Below are 24438 nucleotides of genomic sequence, written 5' to 3' on the forward strand. Positions count from 1 at the left end.
GCTCCTTACGAGTTGCGGAAAGTCTGTGTCGTCGCGCCCGAGGGCTGATCAGTCGTGCGCGTGCAGCGGCTTGCCGGCCAGCGCCAGGTGGGCCTCGCCGAGCGCCTCGTTCTGCGTCGGGTGGGCGTGGATGAGCTGGGCGACCTCGGCCGGCAGCGCTTCCCAGTTGTAGATCAGCTGGGCCTCGCCGACCTGCTCGCCCATGCGGTCGCCGACCATGTGGACGCCGACCACGGCACCGTCCTTGACCTGGACGAGCTTGATCTCGCCGGCGGTCTTGAGGATCTTGCTCTTGCCGTTGCCCGCCAGGCTGTACTTCAGAGCGACGACCTTGTCCGCGCCGTAGATCTCCTTGGCCTTGGCCTCGGTGATGCCGACGGAGGCGACCTCCGGGTGGCAGTACGTCACCCGCGGGACACCGTCGTAGTCGATCGGGACGGTCTTCAGACCGGCCAGCCGCTCCGCCACCAGGATGCCCTCGGCGAAGCCGACGTGCGCGAGCTGCAGCGTCGGGACCAGGTCACCGACGGCGGAGACGGTCGGAACGTTGGTGCGCATGTACTCGTCGACGAGGACGTAGCCGCGGTCCATGGCGACCCCGGCCTCCTCGTAGCCCAGGCCCTGGGAGACCGGCCCGCGGCCGACCGCGACCAGCAGGACCTCGGCCTCGAACTCCTTGCCGTCGGCGAGGGTGACCTTGACGCCGTCCTGGGTGTACTCGGCCTTGTCGAAGAAGGTGCCCAGGTTGAACTTGATGCCGCGCTTGCGGAAGGCACGCTCGAGCAGCTTGGAGGAGTTCTCGTCCTCGACCGGGACGAGGTGCTTCATGCCCTCGATGATCGTGACGTCGGAGCCGAAGGACTTCCACGCGGAGGCGAACTCGACGCCGATGACACCGCCGCCCAGGATGATCGCGGACTTCGGCACGCGGTCCAGGACGAGGGCGTGGTCGGAGGAGATGATCCGGTTGCCGTCGATCTCGAGACCCGGCAGCGACTTCGGCACGGAGCCGGTCGCGAGCAGGATGTGGCGGCCCTGGACGCGCTGACCGTTCACGTCGACGGAGGTGGCCGACGACAGGCGGCCCTCACCCTCGATGTAGGTCACCTTGCGGGAGGCGACGAGGCCCTGCAGGCCCTTGTACAGGCCCGAGATCACCTCGTCCTTGTACTTGTGGACACCCGCGATGTCGATGCCCTCGAAGGTGGCCTTGACGCCGAACTGGGCGCTCTCGCGCGCCTGGTCGGCGATCTCGCCCGCGTGCAGCAGGGCCTTGGTGGGGATGCAACCCCGGTGCAGGCAGGTACCGCCGACCTTGTCCTTCTCGATCAGGGCGACGTCCAGGCCCAGCTGAGCCCCGCGCAGGGCCGCGGCGTAACCACCGCTACCACCGCCGAGGATCACTAGGTCGAAAACGGTGCTGGCGTCGTTCGCCACGTCACGTCCTCCATGCATGTGCGCCGTACGCCGGTCGTCGATGACCGGCAGGCGGCTGGTGTCCGGCCGCTCGTTCTTCGGCCCTCGGGTAGGGGCCCTGTCCTGCCGGGCTCCATCTTTGCACTTGTCGGACGAGATCGAGACGCCGGGCCGGTGTGTGAGACGTCCCACGTTGCCTTGCGGAGAACGGGGCGGCGGCCGACGTGAAGGGGCGCGGGGGGCTGCGCGACCAGCCCCCCACGCCCCGAAAGCCGCCATATGACGGATATGACCTTTTCCATGGGTGAACGTCGTCCGACGGTCACCCGGGATCACAGGTTCAGCCGAGATCCCCGGCAGCCGCCAGCTCGGCGACCCGGACCAGCGTCCGCACCGCCGTGCCCGTGCCGCCCTTCGGCGTGTACCCGAACGCCCCGCCCTCGTTGAACGCCGGACCGGCGATGTCGAGGTGCGCCCACGGGATGCCCTCGCCGACGAACTCGCGCAGGAACAGACCGGCGACGAGTCCGCCGCCCATCCGCTCGCCCATGTTCGCGATGTCGGCGACCTGGGAGTCCATGCCCTTGCGCAGGTGCTCCGGCAGCGGCATCGGCCAGGCCGGCTCGCCGACCTCCTCCGCCGCCTCGTGCACCGCGGCGCGGAACGCGTCGTCGTTGGCCATGACGCCGAACGTCCGGCTGCCGAGCGCCAGCATCATCGCGCCGGTCAGCGTGGCCACGTCGATGATCGCGTCCGGCTTCTCCTCCGACGCGGCCCACAGGGCGTCGCCCAGCACCAGCCGGCCCTCGGCGTCGGTGTTGAGCACCTCGACCGTCTTGCCGCTGTACATGCGCAGGACGTCACCGGGGCGCACGGCGGAGCCGGAGGGCATGTTCTCGGCCAGCGCCAGCCAGCCGGTGACGTTGACCTCCAGACCCAGGCGCGCGGCGGCGACGACGGCGGCGAACACGGCCGCCGCACCGCTCATGTCGCACTTCATGGTCTCGTTGTGACCGGCCGGCTTCAGCGAGATGCCGCCCGAGTCGTAGGTGATGCCCTTGCCCACGAACGCGAGGTGCTTCTTGGCCTTGGAGCTGGTGTACGACAGCTTCACCAGGCGCGGAGCGGCCGCGGAGCCGCCGCCGACACCGAGGATGCCGCCGTAGCCGCCCTTGGTGAGCGCCTTCTCGTCGAGCACCTGCACCTTGATGCCGTGCTCCTTGGCCGCGGTCTGGGCGATCGCGGCGAAGGACTGCGGGGTGAGGTCGTTCGGCGGGGTGTTGATCAGGTCGCGGGCCCGGTTCAGCTCCTCGCCGACCGCGGTGGCGCGGGCCAGCGCGCCCTTGAACGCGGCGTCGCGCGGCTTGCCGCCGAGCAGCACGGCCTCGGCGAGCGGCGCCTTGCCGTTCTTGGCCTTGGCGCCGTCCTTGCCGTTCTGCTTGTACACGTCGAAGGAGTACGCGCCCAGCAGCACGCCCTCCGCGACGGCGCCGGCGTCCGCGGCGTCGGTCAGCGGCAGCGCGAACGCGGCCTTCTTCGACCCGGTCAGGGTGCGGGCGGCCACGCCGGCGGCCCGGCGCAGCGCCTCGGCGTCGTACGTCTCGTCCTTCTCCGGCTCCGCGCCCAGGCCGACCGCGATCACGAGCGGTGCCTTGAACCCGGCCGGCGCCGGCAGCTTGGTCACCTCGCCCTCGGCACCGGAGGCCCCGAGGGTCTCCAGGACGGCGGCGAGCCGCCCGTCGTAGGCCTTGTCCACGGCCTCGGCGCCCGGTGCGACGACCAGGTCGCCGGACTTGGATCGGGTGCCCTTGGCGACACCGATCACGATCGCGTCGGCCCGCAGACCGGACGCCGCGGCGGTGCTGAGAGTGAGAGCAGTCACGGTGGTGATATCTCGCTTCCGATGTGAAGTTCCTGCGGCCGAGTGGTGTGGGTTCGACCGGACCCGACGGCCGACACTAGATCCGGGTCCGGAAGGCGGTCCCCACCGGGGGTCCCCGACCGGCGCGGCGAACCGGCGGGACACCCTGGAGGGAGCCTACGCTCGCGGCCCCGTTCGCTCACTCCTGCGAGCGTTCACCTGTCGGTGGCGTCGTGGCCATTTCCCGATCCTCGCACCTGATGACCTGAGTCACACTCATCGGGTTCCGGTGAGCACCGACCTCACCGCTTCGCATCATTTCCACGGATCCTCCGCGTACCGGCCACAACGGGCGGGGGGCCCTGGGGGGGAGAGGACCACATGGCGCACAGTGCGCGCAGAACCACGGCTGCCCTGGTGACGGCGGCGGCCACGATGGCGCTCGGGCTCGCGGTGCCCGGCGCGGCGGCCGCCACCACGCCGCGCATCGACTTGAAGGTGCTGGTCGTGGACGACGGGAGCAGCACCGTCGCCGCCCTCACCGACCAGCTCAGGAGTACCGGCATCCCGTACACGGCCGTCGACCTGAACGCCGCGGACCGTCCGGTGATCGACGCGGCCTTCCTCGCCGACACCACCGGCTCCACGCCCCGGGCCCGGTACCAGGGCGTGGTGCTGCCCGACGAGGCCCCGTTCGGCTCGCCGGCCTCGCCGGAGCAGCTCGCGCTGGAGGCGTACGAGAGGACGTACGCGATCCCGCAGGTCGACGCCTACACCTGGGCGCACCCCGAGGTGGGCCTGGACTACACCAGCGACGGCGGCTGGGCCGGCACCCTCGACGGGCAGGGCGCCCAGATCACCGCGGCCGGCAAGGGAGGCTGGTTCGGCTACCTCGACGGGGCGTTCACCTTCGAGGACAACTCGCCCTACGTCCAGGAGAGTTACGGCTTCGTGGCCCGCCCCCGCGCCGGCTTCACCTCCTACGTCGACACCGCGGTCCCCGGCTCCGCCACACGGGGCAGCCTGGTCGGTGAGTACGCCCACGACGGCCGCCGCGAGCTGGTCGTGACGTTCGCCTACAACCGCTACCAGCAGCAGTTCCGGCTGCTCGCCCGGGGCATCGTGGAGTGGCTCACCCAGGGCGTGCACCTGGGGCGGTCCCGCAACTACTTCGCCGTGCACGTCGACGACGTCTTCGCCCCGGACAGCCGCTGGGACGCCGCGCGCAACTGCACGCCCGGCGACTTCGACTGCGCCGGCGGCGACGGGGCGGGCACCACCCCGATCCGGATGACGGCGGACGACGCCGCCTACGCCGCCCAGTGGCAGCGCGACCACGGCTTCACCCTCGACATGGTGTTCAACGCCGGGTCGGGCGAGGAGTGGAAGAGCGAGCACGGCGGCACCGACGCCCTCGCGGACAAGCTGCTCGCCGACAAGGCGCAGTACCGCTGGATCAACCACACCTACACGCACCAGTACCTCGGCTGCGTCCAGGACACCACCACCGTGCCGTGGGCCTGCGCGAAGAACGCCGACGGCTCCACGCAGTGGATGAGCCGCCCGGACATCTCCGCGGAGATCCGCGACAACTACAACTGGGCCGTCGCCAAGGGCCTTCCCCTGGACCGCGCGGAACTGGTCACCGGCGAACACTCGGGCCTCAAGACGCTCCCGCAGCAGCCCGCCGACAACCCGAACCTGGCCGGCGCCCTCGCCGACAACGGCGTGAAGTGGACCGCGTCGGACAACTCCCGCGAGCCCGAACAGCGGCCCGTCGGCACCGCCCTGACCGTGCCGCGCTACCCGATGAACGTGTACTACAACGCCGGCACCAAGGCGGAGATGGCCGACGAGTACAACTGGATCTACACCTCCCGCGCCGACGGCGGCAGCGGCATCTGCGAGAACAACCCCACGTCCACCTGCCTGGCCGGCCCGCTGGACACCGCCACCGGATACGACGACGTGATCGTCCCGCAGGAGGCGCGCACCGACCTCGGGCACGCGATCTCCAACGACCCGCGCCCGCACTACGCCCACCAGTCCAACCTGGCCGAGGACCGCATCCTCTACCCCGTGCTGGACGAGGTGCTCGCCGGATACAAGGCCCTGTTCGCCGACAACACGCCCCTGGAGAACCCGCGTCAGAGCGCGATCGGCACCGAACTCCAGCGCCGCGCGGCCTGGCAGTCGGCCCTCGCGAACAACCGCGTCACGGCGTACCGCACCGGCACCACGGTGACGGTCACCGCACCGTCGGGAGTCCAGATCCCGGTGACGGTCCCGGAGGGCACGAAGAAGCAACTCCTCCTGGGCACCGCCACCTTCGGCACGCCGTACGCGGGGGAACGCTCGGCGTGGACCACACCGGAGCTGCTGCAGTCGTCGGTCACGTTGAAGCTGCCGTAGGGGGAGCGCCCCTCGAAGGGGCGCGGGGAACTGCGCGAGCCACCACGAAGGACCCGCAGCCGGGGCCGGGCGCGCAGTTCCCCCGACAGATCCGCACAACAGGGGGGAAGCGGCGCAGCCATGCGCGTCACCATGCTCACCGAAGGTACCTACCCGCACGTCCACGGAGGGGTCAGCACCTGGTGCGACCAGCTCGTCAAGGGCATGCCGGAGGTGACGTTCGACCTGATATCCCTCACCGGCACCGGCCGTGAGCCCGTCACCTGGGAACTGCCGCCCAACGTCCACCGGCACACCAGTGTGCCGACCTGGGGCCCGCGCCCCGGCCGCAAGAGCCCGCCCCACGGCAGGGCCAGGCGCCGCTTCACCGACGCCTACGAGCAGCTGCTGCTGTCCTTCCTCGACCCGCACGCGGGATGCGACTTCGGCGAGGCCCTCACCGAGCTGGCCCGCCTCGCCCGCGACGGGCGGCTCCCCGCCGCACTGCGCACGGAGGGCGCGCTGCGCTCGCTGATGTGGATCTGGACGATGCCGCACCTGCCGACGGCCCGCGCCCGTCCCACCGTGCACGACGCGCTCACCGCGACCGACCTGCTGGAACACGCGCTGCGCCCGCTCGGGGTGCGCGTCCCCGAGGACTCCGTCGCCCACGCGGTCAGCAGCGGTCTGGCCACCCTGCCGGCGGTCGCCGCCCGGGCTCTGGACGGCGTGCCGTTCCTGCTCACCGAGCACGGCATCTATCTGCGCGAGCGCTACCTCGGGTACCGCGGCGACAGCCAGCGCTGGCCGGTGAAGGCGTTCATGCTCGGCTTCTACCGCGAACTCAACTCACACGGCTACCGGACGGCCGACCTGATCACACCCTGCAACCAGTACAACAGCCGCTGGGAGGAGCGCGGCGGCGCCGACGTGAACAAGATCCGCACCGTGTACAACGGCGTCGACCCGCACGCCTTCCCGCACGCCGGCCCCGAGCCGGACGTCCCCACGCTCAGCTGGTGCGGCCGCATCGACCCGATCAAGGACCTGGAGACCCTGCTGCGCGCCTACGCCCTGGTGCGCGCCGAACTCCCCGAGACCCGCCTCCGGCTCTTCGGCCCCGTCCCGCCCGGTGGCGAGTCCTACCGCACGCGTCTGGAGAAGCTCGCCGCCGAACTCGGCGTCACCGACGGCGTCACCTTCGAGGGCCGTATCACCGAGGTGTGGCGCGCCTACGCGGCCGGCCACGTCGTCATGCTGTCCTCCATCTCCGAGGGCTTCCCCTTCTCGATCATCGAGGCCATGTCCTGCGGCCGTACGACCGTCTCCACGGACGTCGGCGGAGTGCGCGAGGCCGTCGGGGACACCGGGCTCGTCGTCCCGCCGCGTGAGCCGGAGAAGATGGCCGCCGCCGCCCTCACCCTGCTGCGGGACGACCGGCGGCGCCTGGAGCTGGGGGCGCTGGCCCGGCAGCGGGTCATCGACCGGTTCACCCTGAAACGCTCGGTGGACAACTTCCGCACCATCTACCAGGAACTCGCCGGGCTGCCCGAGGTGTACGAGCCGACGGTCGAGACGGTCGCCGACTGGACCGCCGAGCTGCGCGACCCCTGGTACGCGGCCGTGGCGACGGACGGGGCCGGCTGGTGAGCGGGTCGGTCTGGCTGCCGCCCGGCGCCCGCCCGCAGACCCTGCCCGCCGTACCGCGCCAGCGCACCACCCCGGCGTGGGCCGGACCCGACCCGGTCGACGAACTGGCCGCACAACTGGAGGACTTCATCGCGGCCGCCGTCCACCCGGACGAGATAGCCGCCCTGCTGGAGTCCGACGGCCTCTCCGACGACCGGATACGCGAGCGGTACGGCGTGAAGAGCTCCTTCGCCCTCGCCGAGGAACTGTACGACCGCGTCGAACGCCGCCATCCCGAGCCGCAGGGCCCGCCCCACGACCCCTGGCAGGCCGGACTGCTCGGCTGCCTGCTGCGCGGTGTGGTCTTCGCCCTGCCCGGCTTCGCCTACGTCCTCGGCGGCCCCCTCCTGGCCGGCCCGCGCGACGGCCTCGGCCTGCCCGCGGGCACGCTCACCCTCCTCGCGGGCGCCCTGACCGGCTGGATGTGGAACCAGGGCCTGGCCCACCGGGCGTACTCCTGGCTCGGCCTCGGCGACACCTCCGCCGCGCGCCGCTCGCTGCTGCTGGGCGCCCCGGCGGGCGCGCTGCTCGGCACGCTGGTCGCCCTCGCGGTCGGGGGCACCGCCCACCCGGCCGCGCCGGCCTTCGCCGCCGGGCAGTCCTGCTACCTGGGCGCGGCCACCGCCCTGCTGGTCCTCGGCCGCGAACGCGCCCTGCTGGCGGCGCTCGCGCCGATGGCGGCGGGCGCCGCGGTGTCCCTGGCCACGCCGGTTCCCGGGCCGGTCAGGCCGGCCCTGCTCCTCGGCTCCCTCGCCGCCGTCGCCCTGCTCGCGCTGCGCGAGGTCGCCCCGGCCGTCAAGGACCTCGGCGAGGGGAGCTGGGCGGCCGGTCTGACCGCGCTGCTGCCCTTCGGCGGCCTCGGCGCGGCCCCCGCGCGCGATCGCGGGGCGCCGCTGTGGCTGACGGGCTCCCTGCCGTACGCGCTGTTCGGTCTGGGCAGCGGGGTGCTGGTGCTGTACGCAGCGCTCGGGGATGTGCTCGCGGGGGAGGCGCACAGCGCGATCGCCGCGCCCGCCGCGGTCGCCCTCACCCTCAGCATGGGGCCCGCGGAGTGGCTGCTGTACCGCTTCCGCAGCGGCAGCCTCGCGGGGCTGCGGTCCACCAGCAGCCCGCGCGCGTTCTGGCGGCGCACCGCGCGCACGGTGGCCGGGTGCCTCACCGGCTACCTCGCCGTGCTGCTCGCCCTCGCCCTGGCCACCACCGGGCTGTGGCCGCACTCCCCGGGCCCGAGCGGCCCGCGCCTGGCGGGCCTGCTCCTGCTGGGCGTGGTGCTGTGGACCGGTCTGCTGCTCCAGTCGTTCGGCGCGGTGCACACCGCGGTCGCCGTGTGCTGCCTGGCCGCCCTCGCGCAGAGCCTCGCCCTGGCCACGCACGCGGCGGGACCGCACCAGGTCGCCGTGGCCGTGTACGGCACGGCCGGGGCCGCGCAGGCGGTCCTGGTCTGCGTCCTGCTGGGAAGGGCGACCGCACACCGATGAGCACGACGACACCGAGGACACCGATGACCGGCCTGCTTCTCCCGTACTACGAACACCCCTCGGTCCGCCCCGCCGAGTGGGAGGCGATCCTCGCCGCCGCGCCCCGTCTGTACGGCGTGGTGCTCAACCCGGCGAGCGGCCCCGGCACCGCGCCCGACCCGGCGTTCGCCGAGGCCGCCGCACGACTGCGGGCGGCGGGGGTGCGCGTGCTCGGCTACGCCGACACCGGCTACGCGCTGCGCCCGCCCGACGAGGTGGCGGCGGACCTCGCCCGGCACCGGGACTGGTACGGCGCCGACGGCGCCTTCCTCGACCAGGTGTCCGCCGGCCCGCACGCCCTCGCGCACTACCGGAGCCTGTCGGCCGCCGCGTGGCGCGCCGGGTGCCGCACGCTGGTCCTCAACCACGGCACGTCCCCGCACCCCTCCTACGCCCGGATCGCCGACGTGCTGGTGACCTTCGAGGGCACCTGGGAGACCTACCGCGACCTGCCGGCGCAGCCGCCCCACGACGGCGTGCTCACCTGCCACCTGGTGCACGGGGTGCCGCCGGGCGCCGGCTGCGCGGCCCTCGCCCGGGCCCGTGGCGCGGCCCTGCACTGCGCGGTGCCCGGTGGCGGAGACCATCCTTGGGGTACGTTGCCGCACGCCCTGGAGCCCGCCCGGTGAAACGCCCCCTCCTGCTCGCCGTACTCCTGCTGTCGCTGCTGGCGGCGGGCTGTACGTCCGCCTCCGACGACAAACCCGCCGGCCCCGGCCGCACGCCCGCGGCCGCCCGCTGGCAGCCGCGGCCCGGCACGCCCTGGCAGTGGCAGCTCAGCGGCCGTCTCGACACCTCCGTCGACGTGCCCGTCTACGACATCGACGGCTTCGACCACCCGGCGGCGACCGTGGCCGCGCTGCACGCCCACGGCCGCAAGGTCGTCTGCTACCTGTCCACCGGCGCCTGGGAGGACTGGCGGCCGGACGCGGAGAAGTTCCCCGCGTCCGTGCTCGGCAAGGGCAACGGCTGGGACGGCGAGCGCTGGCTCGACATCCGCCGTACGGACACGCTGGAGCCGTTGATGGCGGCCCGCCTCGACCTGTGCCGGGACAAGGGCTTCGACGCGGTCGAGCCGGACAACATGGACGGCTGGGCCAACGTGACCGGCTTCCCGCTCACGGCCGCCGACCAGCTGCGCTACAACCGGCTGATCGCGCGGCTGGCCCACGAGCGGGGTCTGGCGGTCGGCCTGAAGAACGACCTCGACCAGATCCCGGAGCTGGTGGGCGACTTCGACTTCGCGGTGAACGAGCAGTGCGCGCAGTACGGCGAGTGCGCGCGGCTCACCCCGTTCGTGCGGGCCGGGAAGGCGGTCTTCCACGTCGAGTACGAGGTGCCGACGAGCCGGTTCTGCGCGGCCTCGCGCCGCCTCGGACTGAGCTCGATGCTCAAGAAGTACGAGCTGGGGGCGTGGCGCCGGCCCTGCTGAGACCCAGTCCCGTCACCACCGTCCCGGCGATCCGGTCGGCCAGCGAGCGGCGGCCGGGGAAGAACACCGGCAGCGCGTTGACCAGGAACAGCACCACCGCGAGCGCCCACACCAGGAACGACAGCGCGAAGTGGCCCTCGATCAGCAGCACACAGGCCACCGCGTACACGGCGACGTCGGCGGCCGTGGTGACGGCGGCACGCAGCGCGGCCCGGCGCGGGGCGGTCTGCGCCACCCGCAGGCCGAGCAGCCCCTTGCCGACCGTGCGGCCGAGCAGGGCGAGGCAGGCCCACTGGTAGGCGAACGTGACGAGCACCAGCACCGCGAATGCCTGCTCCACGTACAGCACCACCTTGTGCCACAGCGACGACCCGAGGTGCTCGGAGGCGCCGAGCACGTCACCGCGTGAGGTCACCAGGTCCAGGCCGCCCCGGGTGGCCAGCTCGGGCACGTCGGTGACGAGCGCGGATATCCGGTGGAAGGTGAGCACCGCGAGCGCCGACGCCGCCGCGACGACGAGCGCGAAGTCGATGAACCAGGCCACGGCACGGCGCAGCTTGGGCATGAGGGTCCCCCGATCGATCATGGTCCGTGTACGGCGGAAGAGGTTACCGACCCAGGCAGAACACCAGCAGGGCGACCGTGCCCGCCGTCTCCGCCAGCGCGCCGAACACATCACCGGTGACCCCGCCGAAGCGGCGGACACAGTGCCGCAGCAGGAGTTCGGCGGCGCCGAGCGCGAGCAGCACCGCGAGGGCGGCGCGCAGCGCGTCGTGGGCGCCGAGGAGGGCGCCGCCCGCCGCGGCGGCACCGGTGACCAGTACGGCCGCGAGCAGCGCGCCGCCCGCCGGGACCACCCCGGCGACGGCGGCACCGAGCCCTTCGGGGCGGGCGGCGGGGACTCCCTGCCGGGCCGCCAGCGTCAGCGCCAGCCGGGCGGTGGCCGCCGAGACGAGGGCGGCGAGGGCGCCCCGGCCCCAGGAGCCGCCGTAGAGCTGGGCGAGCGCCGCGACCTGCGCGAGCAGCACGAAGATCAGGCTCAGCACACCGAACGGCCCGATGTCCGACTGCTTCATGATCCGCAGCGCGTCCTCGGCGGGTTTGCCGCTGCCCAGCCCGTCCGCGGTGTCGGCGAGCCCGTCGAGATGCAGTCCCCGGGTCAGTACGGCCGGTACGGCGGCCGCGGCGACGCAGGCGAGCGGTGCGCCCGCGCCCAGGCCCAGCAGCGCGAGCGCGCAGCCGGCGGCCAGGGCGCCGACGACGACGCCGGCGAGGGGCGCCGCCAGCATGCCGCCGCGCGCGGCTCCGCGGTCCCAGCGGGTGACGGTGACCGGCAGGACGGTGAGCGTGCCGAAGGCGAACCGCAGGCCGTCGAGGGGGGAGGGGGTCGTGGACACCGGCGCAGGGTATCCGGGGGCGGCGCGGGCACGGACGGCGGCCGGGGACGAGCGCGACTAAAGTGCGGATATGGGGCATTGGTGGGTGCGCAACATCGTCGAGCCGGGCAAGCTGCCCCTGCTCCTCGCCCTGGCCTCCTTCGTGCTGACCTTCCTGGTCACGCGGTTCATCACCCGGCTGATCCGGGCCGGCAAGGGGCCCTTCGGCAACGTCAAGGCCGGCGGGGTGCACGTCCACCACGTGGTCCCCGGTGTCGTCCTCACCGTCGTCGGGGGCTTCGGCGCGGTCGCCAGCGGGCGGCACGGCTTCGGCGCGGGACTGTGCGCGGTCCTCTTCGGCATCGGCGCCGGGCTCGTCCTGGACGAGTTCGCGCTGATCCTGCACCTCGACGACGTCTACTGGAGCGAGGCGGGCCGCAAGAGCGTCGAACTCGTCGTGTTCACCGCCGCGCTGGTCGGACTGGTCCTCGTCGGTTTCTCACCCTTCGGCGTCAACGACGTCAGCCAGGGGGAGCTGCAGGACCGGGGCCAGGTCATCCTGACCGTCGCGGTGAACTTCGTCTTCTCCCTGATCGCCCTCGTCAAGGGCAAGGGCCGCATGGCCGTCCTCGGCGTCATCGTCCCGTTCATCGCCCTGATCGGTGCCCTGCGGCTGGCCCGCCCCGGCTCCCTGTGGGCCAGGCGCTTCTACGGCCGCCGCCCCCGCGCCCGCGCCAGGTCCGAGCTGCGGGCCTACCGACACGACCGCCGCTGGTCCCGGCCCCGCCGCGCCTTCCAGGACTGGATCGGCGGCAGGCCGGACCCCGAGCCGACCCGGGCCGTCGAACGCCGGTGACGCCGGCGCCACTGCGCCGCCGCGCACAGCACCACCACGCCGGCGAGCGCGGCCAGGTGCTCCTTGCCGGCCAGGTTGTCCTTCACCAGCACCTCGGCGATCATCGCCAGCGTCACCGCGGCGGCCGTGACATGGGCCCCGTAGCGCCAGCACAGGTACACCGCGAGACACACCACGGCGGCCGACGGGCCCGTGTCGACGACCCTCGCGTCGGAGGCGGGCAGTCCGAGGGGAGCGTGCGGGCCGAGCCGGATGCCGAGGCGGGCGTAGAGGGTGCCGGCCAGCGTCGCGGCGTAGGCGATGCCGAGCGTGCGCCACCAGCCCAGGCACAGCTCGGCGATGCCGAACACCAGCAGGATCTGCGCCAGCGCGCCCCACACGGGCAGGTCGAGCGCGGGCACGAACACCGACAGCGGGGTGCGCAGCAGCGACAGCCACAGCGGGTCCTCGGCCCGCACCGCGCCGACGTCCTGCACGAAGCCGAACCCCCAGGGCTGGTTCTGCACGACCTGCAGCACCGCCGTCAGGCACACCGCCGACAGCGTCATCGGAACCGCCCGCCGGCGTCTCTTGAGCAGCGGCTCGCGCACGGTGACGTACAGCAGTCCCCATTCGGCGCGGGCCCAGCGGGCGAGGTGCTTCATCTGCGGGTCTCCAGATGTGTACGGTGCAGCCACTTCGGCAGTCCCGGCGCTTCGAGGAACCCCTCCGCCCGCGCGGCGGCGATGCCGATGCGGGGCAGGTCCGCGCTCTTCTCGAAGAGCAGGAACCGGGGCTCCCAGATGGGCCGGTACTTCGCGTTGGCGCGGTAGAGCGACTCGATCTGCCACCACCGGGAGAAGAAGCTGAGCAGCGACCGCCACAGCCTCAGCACCGGCCCGGCGCCGAGACGTGCGCCACGTTCGAAGACCGAGCGGAACATCGCGAAGTTGAGAGAGACCTGGGTGACCCCGATCTCGCGGGCCCGCCGCAGCAGCTCGATGACCATGAACTCCATCAGACCGTTGTCGGAGTCCCGGTCCCGCCGCATCAGGTCCAGGGAGAGCCCCTTCGGACCCCACGGCACGAAGGACAGCAACGCCCGCAGCCGGCCCTCGGCGTCATGGCACTCCAGCATCACGCACCGGCCGTCGTCACCGTCCCCGAGCCGTCCCAGCGCCATGCTGAAACCCCGCTCGGTGGCACCGTCCCGCCAGTCGTCGGCCCGCCGCACCAGGTACGTCATCTCGTCCGCCGGAATGTCCTCGTGCCGCCGGATCCGCACCGTGTACCCGGCCCGCCGCACCCGGTTGCAGGCCTGCCGGACCGTGCGCATGGCCCGGCCCTCCAGCGTGAAGTCGGCGACCTCCACCACCGCCTCGTCGCCCAGCTCCAGCGCGTCCAGGCCGTGGCGCGCGTACACCGTCCCGGCCTCCTCGCTCGCCCCCATCACCGCCGGGATCCAGCCGTGCGCGCGGGCCTGCGCCAGCCAGGGCTCGATCGCCCCGGGCCACGCCTCCGGGTCGCCGAGCGGATCACCGGACGCCAGCGACACCCCGCCGACCACCCGGTAGGCGACGGCCGCCTTGCCCGTCGGCGACCACACCACGCTCTTCTCGCGGCGCAGCGCGAAGTAGCCGAGCGAGTCGCGCTCCCCGTGCCGCTCCAACAGCTCCCGCAGCCCCTTCTCGTCCTCGGCGGTGAGCGGGTCGACGGCCCGCCGCGAGCGGAACGCGGCGTACAGGACGGCGAGGACCAGGGCCGTGCTCAGCACGTTGACCGCCACGTCGACCCAGGTGGGCGTGGACAGGCCGGGGAAGCGGGAGTCGTCGGCGGCGACCGAGACCAGGTGCAGGGTGCCGTACCACCAGCGCGAGGCGAACGTCGAACGGCCGGCGTCCGCCGCCTGGTTGGTGACCGTCACCAGCAGCGCCGCCAGCAGGGACGCGGCGAGTCCGCCACCGACGGCGACCACGGCGGCGAGCCGCGGGTTGGACCGGTCGCCCTTGGCGTAGAACTCACGCCGGCCGGCGAGGAGCGAGGCGACGAAGACAGCGGTCAGGGCCAGTGACACCCAGTTCTGCGCGGAGTGCCGGATCTCCGGCAGCAGCGCCATGGCCAGGGCGAACAGCGCGAGGAACGCCCCGCCGAGCACCAGGTTCAAGATCCACGCGGCCCGTTTGCGCCGCCGCATGGTGACGGCCAGGAACGCGGTGAAGACTCCTGACGCGAACCCGGCCGTCAGCAGATACGGCGTGAAGAGGTTCTCCTGGTTGTGCCGCCGCACGTCCTGCCCGAGGGAGACCCACACCGCGCTCAGGAAGTTGACGAAGGCGACGGCACGCAGATACCAGACGGCGAAGGCGGCGGCCCGACGTGCGATGCGGCTCTCTCCCATGACGGGGGATCATATGGCCGCCGTTGAGGTAAACCGCCCTATTTGGGCCGTACGGGGTGGTCGCTACTCCTCGTCGGGTTCGCCCGCCGCGTCGACGGCGCGGCCCACGCCCGCGTCGACCGTGCCGCCCCCGGCCTCGTCGTCCTCGGAGCCCTTGCCGTCCTCGTCGTCCTTGCCGTCCTTGCCGTCCTTCTCCGGCAGCTCCGCCGCGAGGGCCGCCGCGGCCTGCACCAGCGGCAGCGCGAGCAGGGCGCCGGCGCCCTCGCCGACCCGCACGCCCTGGTCCAGCAGCGGCTCCAGCGCCATCCGGTCCAGCGCCTTGGCCTGCCCCGGCTCCCCGCCGGTGTGCCCGGCCAGCCACCAGTCCGGCGCCCGGAACGCGATCCGCTGCCCGACCAGCGCGCACGCCGCGCTCACCACACCGTCCAGGATCACCGGCACCTTGCGCACCGCGCACTGCAGCAGAAAGCCCGTCATCGCGGTCAGGTCGGCGCCGCCCACCGTCGCCAGCAGCTGCAACTGGTCGCCCAGCACCGGCCGGGCCCGGCGCAGCGCGTCCCGGATCGCCGCGCACTTGCGCATCCACGCCAGGTCGTCGATGGCCAGCCCGCCCCGCCCGGTCACCACCGACGCGTCGGTCCCGCACAGCGCCGCGACCAGCACCCCGGCCGCCGTGGTCCCGCCGACGCTGAGGTCACCGAGCACGATCAGATCGGTGCCGGAGTCGGCCTCCTCGTCGGCCACGGCGACCCCGGCCCGGAACGCGGCCTCCGCCTCCTGAAGGGTGAGCGCGTCCTCGACGTCGATCCGGCCGCTGCCGCGCCGCACCCGGTGCCGTACGACGTCCGCGGGCAGCTGCTCCGGCGCGCAGTCCAGCGCCATGTCGACCACCCGCACCGGGACGCCGAGCCGCCGGGCCAGCACCGACACCGGCCGGGCGCCCTCCAGCACGTCCCGCACCAGCGCGGCCGCGGTGCCGGCGGGGCGTGCCGACACCTCCAGCCGGGCGATCCCGTGGTCGCCGGCGAACAGCACGAGACGGGGACGCTCGACGGGACGCACCGGCACGACGCCCTGCGCCGCGGCCAGCCACTCGCCCAGTTCGTCCAGGCGTCCCAGCGCTCCGGGCGGCACGATCCGGCGCTCCCGGCGGGCCTCCGCGTCGCGTCGCACCCCGCCGTCGGGCCGCTCGATGAGATCGGTGAAGTCGTCGAGATTAAGCGAGCTCATTCGCCGAACAGTACCGGCCCCGGTCGAACACGACCGCGCCACGCCGTGACCCCGCGGGCACGGCGTCGTTGCACCCCGGAAGACGGTCCCGTACGTTCCGGTTTGCACGGATTGTCGTATGGGAGGCGCCGATGTCGACCGTTCCGCCCCAGCCGGCCGTTCCGCCCATGCCGACCCTCCCGCCCACCCCGCCGGTGCCGCCCGCGCCGCGTGCGCAGTGCCCGTGGTGCGGCTCGGCGCTGCTGACCGGCCGGCGCAGCCTGCGGGCACTCGCCCGCCGCGTGGCACGCCTCACCCCGGAGCCCGAGAGCTGGCTCGACGTGGGCACCGGCGACGGCGCCTTCCCGGACACGGCACGGGAGTTCTTCCCGTACACCTCCTTCGACGGCGTCGACCCCGCCCCCCGTGTGCTGTGGGCGCGCGCCGCGGAACGCGTCGAGGAGGCCTACGTCGGCCCGCTCACCGACACCGGACTGAGCGACCGCTACGACGTCGTCACCGTGCTCCACCACCTGGAGCACAGCGCCGACCCGCGCCGGGAACTGACCGCCGCCCTCACCGCCCTGCGCCCCGGCGGCCTCCTCGTCGTCCGGCTCCACACCCGCAACAGCCCCTTCCACCCCGCCGACGTCCACACCGAACTGACGGACCGGGGCTGCACCCTGCTGACGAAGAGACCCCGCGGCTGGTCACCGGCCCACCGCGTCATCGCCCGCAAGAACTGACCGCCCCTCACCCCCGCAGCACCAGCGCCTGCCCGGCCACGACCAGCACCACCTGCTCGCACTCACCGGCCACCGCCGTATTCAGCCGCCCCAGCTCGTCCCGGTACCGCCGCCCCGACGCGGTGGCCGGCACCACGCCGGAGCCGACCTCGTTGGACACCAGCACCACCGTCCGCCGCGCCTCACGCACCGCCCGGGCCAGCTCCGTCACCCGCTCGCGCAGCGCCCGCTCACCGCCACCGGCCCACGTGGCGTCGTCCCACGCCCCGACCGAGTCCATCGCGTGGGCCAGCCACAGCGACAGACAGTCCACCAGCAGCGGCGGCCCCTCCTCCGCCAGCAGCGGCACCACGTCGACCGTCTCCGCCGTGCGCCACGACGCCGGCCGCCGCTCCCGGTGCAGTTCCACCCGCGCCGCCCACTCCGCGTCTCCGTCCCGGGTGCCGCCCGTCGCCACGTACAGCACGTCCGGGAAGGCCTCCAGCCGCCGCTCCGCCTCCACCGACTTGCCCGACCGGGCACCGCCCAGCACCAGGGTGCGCCGCGGTACGTCGGGCACGTCCTCGTACGCCCCGACCACCAGCGTCGTCCCGTCCGGCACCGCCCGCGCGCCCGCCGCCGCGAGCCGCCGCGCCAGCTCGCGGCCCGGCGGCACGTCGTGGTCGAGGTGCACCGCGACGACGTCCGTCGTCGGCGCGACCGCTCCCACCGCCCGCAGCCGCGCCAGCGCGTCCGGCCGCCCCACGACGTCCGCCAGCACCATGTCGTACGGCGCCGCTTGAGCGGACCCCGCCTCCAGCCCGGCCGGCGCGCAGCCCGGAGGCAGATACAGCAGCCGCTGCCCTTCGGGACCGGTCACCGCGTAGCCCGTGCCCGGCGTGTCCATCGCCAGCGCCCGCACCCGATGCCCCGTCAGCAGCGCCAGCTCCCGCCCGTCCGGCACCCGCCCGGGCTGCGGCAGCCCGGCCGGCACCTCCACCGGCGGCCCGTCGTGCGGATGCGACAGCAGCACCTGCCGTACCCCGCCCAGCGAATGCCCGGCCCGGGCCGCCGCGAACGCCGCGCCCGGGGTGAGATCCAGCAGCAGGGTCCCGTCGACCAGTACGGCGGTCGCCGCCCGCGCGTCACCGCCGAGCGAGGTCGCGCAGATGGCGCAGGGACAGTCGGGGCGGGGCAGTCCCGCGGGGGCACCGGTGCCGAGCAGAGTCACGTCCACGTCATGATTTTCTCCGCTCGGCGCCCGTCGTGCGTGACGGAGGCCCCCCCCGGGGGAAGCAAACAGCGCAGCACGGCCCGCACTTCGGCCGATGATGTCCGCTCTCTTGGCGGCCCACCGGGCCGAGCGCATACGCTGCGCCTGGAGCCGGACCAAGATCCGGCGTCCGCCGGAGCAGGTACTCACACCCGGGAGGCGTACATGGCGGCATGGACGTGGCGGTTCGAGAAGGCCGACGGGACGGAGGTCCAGCCCGCGGTGCAGCCGGAGGAGTTCACCACGCAGGGGGACGCCGAGTCCTGGATCGGGGAGAACTGGAAGGCCCTGGCCGAGGGCGGCGCGGACCAGGTGCGGCTGTTCGAGGACGCCACGGAGATCTACGGCCCGATGAGCCTGCACGCGGACGAGGCGTAGGGCAGCCGGTGTCCCGGGGGCGGGCGGACCGCCCCGGGGACACCGGCTCACTGCTCTCCGAGCGTCACGTCCACCGTCTTCTCGCGGCCGTCCCGGGTGTACGTCAGCGTCGTCTTCTGGCCCGGCTTGTCCCCGGCCAGCGCCTCGGCGAGCGAGGTGATGGTGGTGATGGAGGTGCCGCCCACCTTGGTGATCACGTCCCCGGCCCGCAGGCCCGCCTTGTCGGCGGCGCCTCCGCTCTTGACGTCGACCACCACGACCCCGGCGGGCTGGAAGCTGTCGTCGACGAACGTGCGGGCGGTGATGCCGAGGGCCGCGCGGCCCGAGTCGGTCACCTTGCCGCTGCTGACGATCTGACCCGCGATCGTCTTCACCATCGACGCGGGGATCGCGAAGCCGATGCCGGGTGCCGAACTGCCGCCGAGCTGCGGGTCGGTGGCGGCCAGCGTCGGGATGCCGACGACCTGCCCGTCCAGGTTCACCAGCGCGCCGCCGCTGTTGCCGGGGTTGATGGCCGCCGACGTCTGCACCATGTTGGCGATGGTGGCGCCCGTGCCGCCGCCGCTGCTCCCCTCGGTGACGGTCCGTCCGGTCGCCGAGACGATGCCCTGCGTCACGCTGGACGACAGACCGAGCGGCGACCCCATGGCGAGCACGATCTGCCCCACCTCCACCTTGGCCGAGTCGCCGAACGTCGCCGCCCGCAGCCCGGCCGGCACCTTGTCCAGCTTGACGACGGCGAGGTCCTGCTGCGGGTAGGAGGAGACCAGGGTCGCGGTGAGCGGTTCGCCGCTGTTGGCCGTCGTCACCTTGAAGGTCTTCTCGTCGCCGACGACGTGCGCGTTGGTGACGATGTGTCCCTTGTCGTCGTACACCACGCCGGAGCCGAGCTCGTTGCTCGCCTGGATCTGCACCACCGACGGCAGGACCTCCCGGATCACCCTCAGGTAGTCCGACTGGAGATCGGTGCCCTCCCGGGCGGCAGCGGCGGGCTGCGCCGCCTGCGTCGTCGCGTGCTCCTTCTCACCGGACGCACCGCCGCCGGAGCACCCGGCCACCAGGACGGCACCGCACACACAGGCGGCGACGGCGAACCGGACACGGGCGACAGCGGCACGGGAAACGTCCATGGCCCGAGTCTCGGGCCCGGGTGCTCCACCGGCCCGCGCAGCTCACCCGAACGAGCGAGACGCGGTACCCGGCGGCCGCGCACCCCGTCCCGGGGATTCCCTGACACGGGCCTCACGGGCACGCGGTGGCTTGCGGTGGTCCCGGCGTCCGGCTCACGCGGGTGCGGTTCGCCCGCCCGGCGGCCGGTGGCTGCGGTGGCCGTGGCGACGGGCGCGGCTCGTCGGCCCGGCGGCCGGTGGCCTGCCCCGCGTGGTCCGGGTGACCGGCGCGCGTGGGTGCGGCTTGCCGCTCGGCTGCCGGTGACCCGTCGTGGATGCTGGGCGCCGGGCGGCCGTGGCTGTCAGCCGCGCACCCCGCACAGATGCAGCAGCGCCGCGACGCCCCGGTAGGGGTCCGTGCGGCCGGCCTTCTCCTCGACCGTCAGCAGCGTGTCCAGGTCGGCCGGCGCCTGAGCGCCGTCCGCCGCCGTGTCGGTGAAGACCCGCACGCCGTACCAGCTGTGCAGAGGCGCACCGATCCCGGCGAGCGTGGCCGTCAAAGTCGCCAGCCGGTCGGCGCGTACGTCCATGCCGAGGCGGTTGCGATAGGCGGTGGTGTCGAACGCGGCCAGCGCCGCTGACCACTCCCCGGACAGACCCGGCCGCATCGCCAGCGCGTCGCCGTTGCGCACCAGCAGCGACAGCAGCCCGCCCGGGGCGAGCATCCGGGCCAGCCCCGCGAGCAGCGGGTCGGGCTCCTCGACGTACATCAGCACGCCGTGGCACAGCACCACGTCGAAGCTGCCCGGCAGGAAGTGCACGCCGGTGTCGCGGCCGTCCCCCTCGATGATCCGCATCCGCTCCCGGATGCCCTCCGGCTCACCGGCGAGACTCTCCCGGGCCGCGGCGATCATCGTGCGGTCCTGCTCCAGACCGGTCACCTTGTGCCCGGCACGGGCCAGCCGCAGCGCCTGCGTGCCCTGGCCCATCCCGACGTCGAGCACCCGCAGCCGCTGCCCGATGGGGAACCGCCCGGCTATCTGCTCGTCCAGCTGCCGCGCCACCAGTTCCTGGCGGACGACGTCCCGCAGCCCGCCCAGCTTGCTCAGCCAGGCCTCGGCCGCGCCCCCGGTGAACGGTGTCGTGCTCAGGGCCGCTCTCCGCGCTTGACCTGCGGCTTGGGCAGCCGGAGCCGGCGCATCTGCAGCGAGCGCATCAGGGCGTAGGCCACCGCGCCGCGCTTGGGCGTGTCGGGGAAGCGCTCGGCCAGCCGCTTCTTCAGCCGGAAGCCCGAGAGGATCGAGTCGAGCACGATCAGCACGATCACGACCAGCCACAGCAGCAGCGCGATGCTCTGCAGCGAACCCACCCGGACCATGCTCAGTACGAGGATGACCACGGCCATCGGGAGGAAGAACTCCGCGATGTTGAACCGGGAGTCGATGAAGTCGCGCGCGAAGCGGCGCACCGGGCCCTTGTCGCGGGCCGGCAGATAGCGCTCGTCACCGCTGGCCAGCGCCTGGCGCTGTCGTTCCATCGCGACGCGGCGCTCGTCGCGCTGCCGCTTGGCGGCCTCCTTGCGATTCGTCGGCGTGGTGGCGACGCTGCGGCGCTGGGAACGGGCCTCACTCCGCTTGGGAGTGGGCCTGCCCTTCGGGGCCTGCGGGTCGCGGGGCTGCTTGGAGAGGTCTACCGCCGCCTGGTCGGCGCCGGGGGCCTTCTCTTCCTTGGCACGGCTACGGAACACAAAATCCAAGGGTAAGGGCATGACGGGCATGGACCCCAGCCCGCTGGGGAACGATCCCGCAACACCAGACGTCTGTACAAGGACAGAAGGGGCGCCGCTGGACGCCGCGGTCGGGGTCCGCTCTCCTCCCTCCGCCGGAGCGGTGTCCACCGCAGTCGTCCTTGGGGATGAGCGCATCCGTCCCCGAACAGTGCGTCAATGGAGGCAGGGCCCGTACTGTGGGTCTTGTCGCAGAGCTGGAGCCGGAGTCCGTCAGAAGGGGGCGCGCGAAGCCCATGAGCGGTGTCATGAAGCGTATGGGGATGATCTTCCGCGCGAAGGCGAACAAGGCCCTTGACCGGGCCGAGGACCCGCGCGAGACCCTCGATTACTCGTACCAGAAGCAGCTGGAGCTGCTGCAGAAGGTCCGCCGCGGCGTCGCCGACGTGGCCACCTCCCGCAAGCGCCTGGAGCTCCAGCTCAACCAGCTGCAGCAGCAGTCCACCAAGCTCGAGGACCAGGGCCGCAAGGCGCTCGCCCTGGGCCGCGAGGACCTCGCCCGCGAGGCGCTGTCCCGCAAGGCCGCCCTCCAGCAGCAGGTGACGGACCTCGAGACGCAGCACGCGACCCTCCAGGGCGAGGAGGAGAAGCTCACCCTGGCGGCCCAGCGCCTGCAGGCCAAGGTCGACGCCTTCCGCACCAAGAAGGAGACCATCAAGGCCACCTACACCGCCGCCCAGGCCCAGACCCGCATCGGCGAGGCGTTCTCCGGCATCTCCGAGGAGATGGGCGACGTCGGCCTGGCCATCCAGCGGGCCGAGGACAAGACCGCGCAGCTGCAGGCCCGCGCCGGCGCGCTCGACGAGCTGCTCGCCTCCGGCGCCCTGGACGACCCCTCCGGCATGCACAAGGACGACCTCCAGGCCGAGCTGGACCGGCTCTCGGGTGGTACGGATGTAGAGCTGGAGCTGCAGCGCATGAAGGCCGAGCTGGCCGGGGGCACGTCCGCCGACCGGCAGGCCCTCGAGGGCGGCAACGGCCAGGCGCAGAACCAGCAGCAGCCGCAGGACACCCCGCGCTTCGACAAGCAGTAGGCGAGCGCCGAGAGCCCGGAGGGCGACATGGCCGACATGATCGTACGGATCATGGGGGAGGGGCAGGTGAGGCTGGCGGACAGCCACCTCACCGAACTCAACAAGCTGGACGACGAACTCCTCGCCGAGATGGAGAAGGGTGACGGTCCCGGCTTCCGCCGCACCCTGACGGCCCTGCTGACCAAGGTGCGCGAGCTGGGCACACCACTGCCCGACGACTCCCTGGAGCCGTCGGACCTGATCCTCCCCGCGGCCGAGGCCACGCTGGAGGAGGTCCGCGAGCTGCTCAGCGACGACGGGCTCATCCCCGGCTGACGACGACCGGTCACGGCGTCCCGCTGCCGCCCGGCACCGGGACGCCGTACCGTACTCAGGCGTGAGCACCCCCCGTACCCTCGACCGCGCCCGCTGCCGGCTCAAGGCGCACCCCGCGGCGTTCGACGCGGCGCTGGCCGCCGGGGTGCTGCTCTGCATGGTCGCCGGATCCTTCGTCGACCCGCACGGCGAGAACGGTGTGACCTGGGGCGTGCGGAGCCCCGCCCCGCTCAGCCTGCTGCTCATGACGATCGGCGCCGCGGCACTGGTGGCCCGCCGCCGGGCCCCGCTGCGGGTCCTCCTCGTCACCGGCACGGTCGCGGTCGTCGAATGCGTCACCAGCGACCCGCGCGCCCCCGTCGCGATGTCCGCCGTGGTGGCCCTCTACACGGTGGCCGCGACGACCGACCGCCCCACGACCTGGCGGGTCGGCCTGCTCACGATGACCGTCCTCACCGGCGCGGCGATGCTCGCCGGCCCACTTCCCTGGTACGCCCAGGAGAACCTCGGCATCTTCGCCTGGACCGGGATGGCCGCGGCCGCCGGCGACGCCGTCCGCAGCCGGCGCGCCTTCGTGCACGCGATCCGCGAACGAGCCGAACGCGCGGAACGCACCCGCGAGGAGGAAGCCCGCCGCCGCGTCGCCGAGGAGCGCCTGCGTATCGCCCGCGACCTGCACGACGTGGTCGCCCACCACATCGCCCTGGTCAACGTGCAGGCCGGAGTCGCCGCCCACGTCATGGACAAGCGCCCCGACCAGGCCAAGGAGGCCCTCGCCCACGTCCGCGAGGCCAGCCGCAGCGCGCTGAACGAGCTGCGGGCCACGGTCGGCCTGCTGCGGCAGTCCGGCGACCCGGAGGCCCCCACCGAGCCGGCACCCGGCCTCGACCGCCTCGACGAACTCGCCGGCACGTTCCGCAACGCGGGCCTGCACGTGGAGGTGGTCCGGGCGGACCAGGACACCACCGTGCCCGCCGCCGTCGGCCTGGCCGCCTACCGGGTCATCCAGGAGGCCCTCACGAACGTCCACAAACACGCGGGCACCGGGGCGAAGGCCGAGGTCAGCGTGGTCCGGGTGGGCCCCCGCATCGAGATCACGGTCCTCGACGACGGCGCGGGCAAGGAGGCCCCCGCGCCCGCCCCCGGCGGCGGCCACGGCCTCCTGGGCATGCGGGAACGCACCACGGCCCTCGGCGGCACCCTGACCACGGCCCCCCGCTACGGAGGAGGCTTCCGAGTCCACGCGACGCTACCGCTGACCCCTCCGGGAACCGCCCCGGGGTGACAACCCGCCCGCCGTTGTGCCTGCGGCGCGAGGGGGTGCGCTGTCGGCTGCGGGCGCGTCGTGGCCGGTCGCGCAGTTCCCCGCGCCCCTGGGTGTCCTCGGTGGCCGACCGCCCTGGTGGGACCGCCCGTCCCGGGGGGCGCGAGAGCCCGTGCGGGTGCGTCGTGGCTGGTCGCGCAGTTCCCCGCGCCCCTAGGGGGCTTCGGTTGCCGTCCGCTCCAGACGGACCGCCTGCCCCGCACCCGTAAGCCTGCCCCGGAAGGATGACGGGCCGCAGTCGCGTACGGCGGGGAGGGGACGGGGTGGGGGGTGTCCGCCCGCAGCGGCCGGCACCGAGACACTGAGCGCTCGTCGGGAACGGGCGGCCGGACCGAGGACGGACACCCCCCCCCCCCGCCCCCACCCAACA

22 protein-coding genes are annotated in these 24438 nt (G+C 73.4%); 11 read left to right on the forward strand and 11 right to left on the reverse strand.

The genetic code is table 11. The features are described 5' to 3' along the window. Nucleotides 1-48: 48 nt before the first annotated feature. Together lpdA and AB0E88_RS33045 are read right to left on the reverse strand one after the other, a co-directional pair. A complete protein-coding gene (lpdA, locus tag AB0E88_RS33040) occupies nt 49-1437 on the reverse strand; it encodes a dihydrolipoyl dehydrogenase (protein WP_361638288.1) in 1389 nt (462 codons plus the stop codon). Between the two features lie 319 nt (nt 1438-1756). Then, nucleotides 1757-3298, reverse strand: coding sequence for a leucyl aminopeptidase (locus AB0E88_RS33045; RefSeq protein WP_361638290.1), 1542 nt, complete (start codon nt 3296-3298; stop codon nt 1757-1759). A gap of 360 nt (nt 3299-3658) precedes the next feature. Here AB0E88_RS33045 and AB0E88_RS33050 point away from each other — a divergent pair, with 360 nt between their 5' ends. The 5 genes from AB0E88_RS33050 to AB0E88_RS33070 all read left to right on the forward strand — a co-directional run bounded on the left by AB0E88_RS33050 (nt 3659) and on the right by AB0E88_RS33070 (nt 10306). Further along, entirely contained in the window at nt 3659-5689 is a 2031-nt protein-coding gene (locus AB0E88_RS33050; protein WP_361638292.1) for a hypothetical protein, read from the forward strand. Between the two features lie 120 nt (nt 5690-5809). Next, nucleotides 5810-7318 carry a GT4 family glycosyltransferase PelF gene (gene pelF, locus AB0E88_RS33055; protein WP_361638294.1) on the forward strand — a complete coding sequence of 503 codons (1509 nt, stop codon included), beginning with the start codon at nt 5810-5812 and terminating at the stop codon, nt 7316-7318. Continuing rightward, the gene (locus tag AB0E88_RS33060; protein WP_361638296.1) at nt 7315-8835 is read left to right on the forward strand and encodes a hypothetical protein; all 1521 of its coding nucleotides are present in this window, start codon (nt 7315-7317) and stop codon (nt 8833-8835) included. The genes pelF and AB0E88_RS33060 overlap by 4 nt, the downstream gene beginning before the upstream one ends. Before the next feature lie 23 nt (nt 8836-8858). Next, nucleotides 8859-9503 carry a spherulation-specific family 4 protein gene (locus AB0E88_RS33065; protein WP_361638298.1) on the forward strand — a complete coding sequence of 215 codons (645 nt, stop codon included), beginning with the start codon at nt 8859-8861 and terminating at the stop codon, nt 9501-9503. Then, nucleotides 9500-10306 carry an endo alpha-1,4 polygalactosaminidase gene (locus AB0E88_RS33070; protein ID WP_361638300.1) on the forward strand — a complete coding sequence of 269 codons (807 nt, stop codon included), beginning with the start codon at nt 9500-9502 and terminating at the stop codon, nt 10304-10306. Before AB0E88_RS33065 ends, AB0E88_RS33070 begins: the two co-directional genes overlap by 4 nt. Here AB0E88_RS33070 and AB0E88_RS33075 read toward each other — a convergent pair. Both AB0E88_RS33075 and AB0E88_RS33080 read right to left on the reverse strand, forming a co-directional pair. Then, nucleotides 10266-10871: an RDD family protein gene (locus AB0E88_RS33075; protein WP_361638302.1), complete on the reverse strand. Its 606-nt coding sequence runs from the start codon at nt 10869-10871 to the stop codon at nt 10266-10268. The two genes, AB0E88_RS33070 and AB0E88_RS33075, sit on opposite strands and share 41 nt — an antisense overlap. Nucleotides 10872-10914: 43 nt before the next feature. Further along, on the reverse strand, nt 10915-11703 hold the full coding sequence (locus tag AB0E88_RS33080; protein ID WP_361638304.1) for an adenosylcobinamide-GDP ribazoletransferase: 789 nt from the start codon (nt 11701-11703) through the stop codon (nt 10915-10917). Nucleotides 11704-11773: 70 nt separating this feature from the next. Here AB0E88_RS33080 and AB0E88_RS33085 point away from each other — a divergent pair, with 70 nt between their 5' ends. Further along, entirely contained in the window at nt 11774-12538 is a 765-nt protein-coding gene (locus AB0E88_RS33085; protein WP_361638306.1) for a hypothetical protein, read from the forward strand. Here the strand turns inward: AB0E88_RS33085 and AB0E88_RS33090 are convergent. The 3 genes from AB0E88_RS33090 to cobT all read right to left on the reverse strand — a co-directional run bounded on the left by AB0E88_RS33090 (nt 12436) and on the right by cobT (nt 16145). After that, nucleotides 12436-13182: a hypothetical protein gene (locus tag AB0E88_RS33090; RefSeq protein ID WP_361638308.1), complete on the reverse strand. Its 747-nt coding sequence runs from the start codon at nt 13180-13182 to the stop codon at nt 12436-12438. The two genes, AB0E88_RS33085 and AB0E88_RS33090, sit on opposite strands and share 103 nt — an antisense overlap. Next, on the reverse strand, nt 13179-14915 hold the full coding sequence (locus AB0E88_RS33095; RefSeq protein ID WP_361638310.1) for a phosphatidylglycerol lysyltransferase domain-containing protein: 1737 nt from the start codon (nt 14913-14915) through the stop codon (nt 13179-13181). Before AB0E88_RS33095 ends, AB0E88_RS33090 begins: the two co-directional genes overlap by 4 nt. Before the next feature lie 63 nt (nt 14916-14978). After that, the gene (cobT, locus tag AB0E88_RS33100; protein WP_361638312.1) at nt 14979-16145 is read right to left on the reverse strand and encodes a nicotinate-nucleotide--dimethylbenzimidazole phosphoribosyltransferase; all 1167 of its coding nucleotides are present in this window, start codon (nt 16143-16145) and stop codon (nt 14979-14981) included. 131 nt (nt 16146-16276) lie between these two features. Here cobT and AB0E88_RS33105 point away from each other — a divergent pair, with 131 nt between their 5' ends. After that, on the forward strand, nt 16277-16870 hold the full coding sequence (locus AB0E88_RS33105; RefSeq protein ID WP_361638314.1) for a class I SAM-dependent methyltransferase: 594 nt from the start codon (nt 16277-16279) through the stop codon (nt 16868-16870). A 7-nt stretch (nt 16871-16877) separates the two neighbouring features. On the opposite strand, the gene AB0E88_RS33110 is transcribed toward AB0E88_RS33105, so the two are convergent. Further along, nucleotides 16878-18086 carry a bifunctional adenosylcobinamide kinase/adenosylcobinamide-phosphate guanylyltransferase gene (locus tag AB0E88_RS33110; RefSeq protein WP_361638316.1) on the reverse strand — a complete coding sequence of 403 codons (1209 nt, stop codon included), beginning with the start codon at nt 18084-18086 and terminating at the stop codon, nt 16878-16880. Between the two features lie 201 nt (nt 18087-18287). Between AB0E88_RS33110 and AB0E88_RS33115 the strand changes: the two genes are divergently transcribed. Continuing rightward, nucleotides 18288-18500 carry a hypothetical protein gene (locus tag AB0E88_RS33115; protein WP_361638318.1) on the forward strand — a complete coding sequence of 71 codons (213 nt, stop codon included), beginning with the start codon at nt 18288-18290 and terminating at the stop codon, nt 18498-18500. A 47-nt stretch (nt 18501-18547) separates the two neighbouring features. Here the strand turns inward: AB0E88_RS33115 and AB0E88_RS33120 are convergent, their stop codons facing one another. From AB0E88_RS33120 to AB0E88_RS33130, 3 genes are all read right to left on the reverse strand, one after another. Further along, nucleotides 18548-19630 carry a trypsin-like peptidase domain-containing protein gene (locus tag AB0E88_RS33120; protein ID WP_361638320.1) on the reverse strand — a complete coding sequence of 361 codons (1083 nt, stop codon included), beginning with the start codon at nt 19628-19630 and terminating at the stop codon, nt 18548-18550. Nucleotides 19631-19971: 341 nt separating this feature from the next. Further along, complete coding sequence (locus AB0E88_RS33125) at nt 19972-20673, reverse strand: methyltransferase domain-containing protein (protein WP_361638322.1); 702 nt, start codon at nt 20671-20673, stop codon at nt 19972-19974. A gap of 83 nt (nt 20674-20756) precedes the next feature. Continuing rightward, complete coding sequence (locus AB0E88_RS33130; protein WP_361638324.1) at nt 20757-21386, reverse strand: DUF3043 domain-containing protein; 630 nt, start codon at nt 21384-21386, stop codon at nt 20757-20759. A 257-nt stretch (nt 21387-21643) separates the two neighbouring features. Between AB0E88_RS33130 and AB0E88_RS33135 the strand changes: the two genes are divergently transcribed. The 3 genes from AB0E88_RS33135 to AB0E88_RS33145 all read left to right on the forward strand — a co-directional run bounded on the left by AB0E88_RS33135 (nt 21644) and on the right by AB0E88_RS33145 (nt 24029). Then, nucleotides 21644-22429, forward strand: a complete 786-nt coding sequence (locus AB0E88_RS33135) for a PspA/IM30 family protein (RefSeq protein ID WP_361638326.1) — start codon at nt 21644-21646, stop codon at nt 22427-22429. 36 nt (nt 22430-22465) lie between these two features. Beyond that, the gene (locus tag AB0E88_RS33140) at nt 22466-22744 is read left to right on the forward strand and encodes a hypothetical protein (protein WP_361638332.1); all 279 of its coding nucleotides are present in this window, start codon (nt 22466-22468) and stop codon (nt 22742-22744) included. A 61-nt stretch (nt 22745-22805) separates the two neighbouring features. Beyond that, complete coding sequence (locus AB0E88_RS33145; RefSeq protein ID WP_361638328.1) at nt 22806-24029, forward strand: histidine kinase; 1224 nt, start codon at nt 22806-22808, stop codon at nt 24027-24029. The last annotated feature ends 409 nt before the right edge of the window (nt 24030-24438 follow it).

The organism is Streptomyces sp. NPDC028635, from assembly GCF_040637635.1.
GTDB lineage: Bacteria > Actinomycetota > Actinomycetes > Streptomycetales > Streptomycetaceae > Streptomyces.